Origin of the sequence: Falsirhodobacter xinxiangensis (assembly GCF_004959935.1) — a bacterium.
GTDB classification, from domain to species: domain Bacteria; phylum Pseudomonadota; class Alphaproteobacteria; order Rhodobacterales; family Rhodobacteraceae; genus Falsirhodobacter; species Falsirhodobacter xinxiangensis.
In genome coordinates this window covers 1-845 of the sequence record NZ_SMYN01000065.1, presented here as the reverse complement: position 1 = coordinate 845, position 845 = coordinate 1, and the positions used below count along the sequence as shown (strand labels likewise).

At 60.0% G+C, this 845-nt stretch carries 1 protein-coding gene; it reads right to left on the bottom strand.

The features are described 5' to 3' along the window. Window positions 1-22: 22 nt before the first annotated feature. Window positions 23-780 (bottom strand): IS5 family transposase gene (locus E2K76_RS20145; RefSeq protein WP_136686213.1). Its coding sequence is split into 2 segments (ribosomal slippage): window positions 23-462 and window positions 462-780, totalling 759 coding nucleotides; the frame shifts between segments, so codons are not numbered across the junction. Between the last annotated feature and the right edge of the window lie 65 nt (window positions 781-845).

Here is an 845-nt window from a genome sequence, read left to right as displayed (position 1 = left end):
TAGGGTCCAGACTCATTGAGTTTCAGAGCCAGAACAAGACGGTTGCGGCGAGCATGATGGCTGAGAAGAAGGTTTCCGGGCACCGGTCGTATCGCGTGGCGACGCGCCGCCAGTCCTTGAGCCTGCCAAACATGATCTCGATGCGGTTGCGCCGTTTGTAGCGCCGCTTGTCATATTTGACGGCCCTCTTGCGGGACTTCCGACCGGGGATACAGACCTTTATCCCCTTGTCTTTTAAGGCATCTCTAAACCAATCAGCGTCATAGCCCCTGTCGGCCAGCAGCCACCCCGCCTTCGGTAGGCTACGCAGCAGCGCCGCCGCGCCCGTGTAATCGCTGACCTGGCCGGCCGACATGAAGAACCCGATCGGACGCCCCTTGGCATCGACAACGGCGTGCAGCTTGGTGTTCATACCGCCTTTCGTGCGCCCGATCTGACGCCCGCGCCCCCCTTTTTTACGCACAGGCTCGACGCCGTGCGGTGTGCTTTGAGGTAGGTGGCGTCGATCATGATCGTCTTGTGTTCGGCGCGCTCGGCGGCCAGACCGACCATCATCCGGGCAAAGACCCCGTTGTCGCTCCAGCGCTTCCACCGGTTGTAGAGGGTCTTGGCTGGTCCGTATTCCTTCGGAGCGTCGCACCAACGCAATCCATTGCGATTGATGAATATTATCCCGCTCAGCACGCGCCGGTCATCCACGCGTGGCTTCCCGTGGCTCTTCGGGAAGAAGGGTCGTAACCGCTCCATCTGGGCGTCGCTCAGCCAGAAAAGATTTCTCATCGATTAGCTCTCCTTGCGGAGCCTGAATCACGCCAGAGGCCTGAAATCAATGGGTCTGGAGCCTA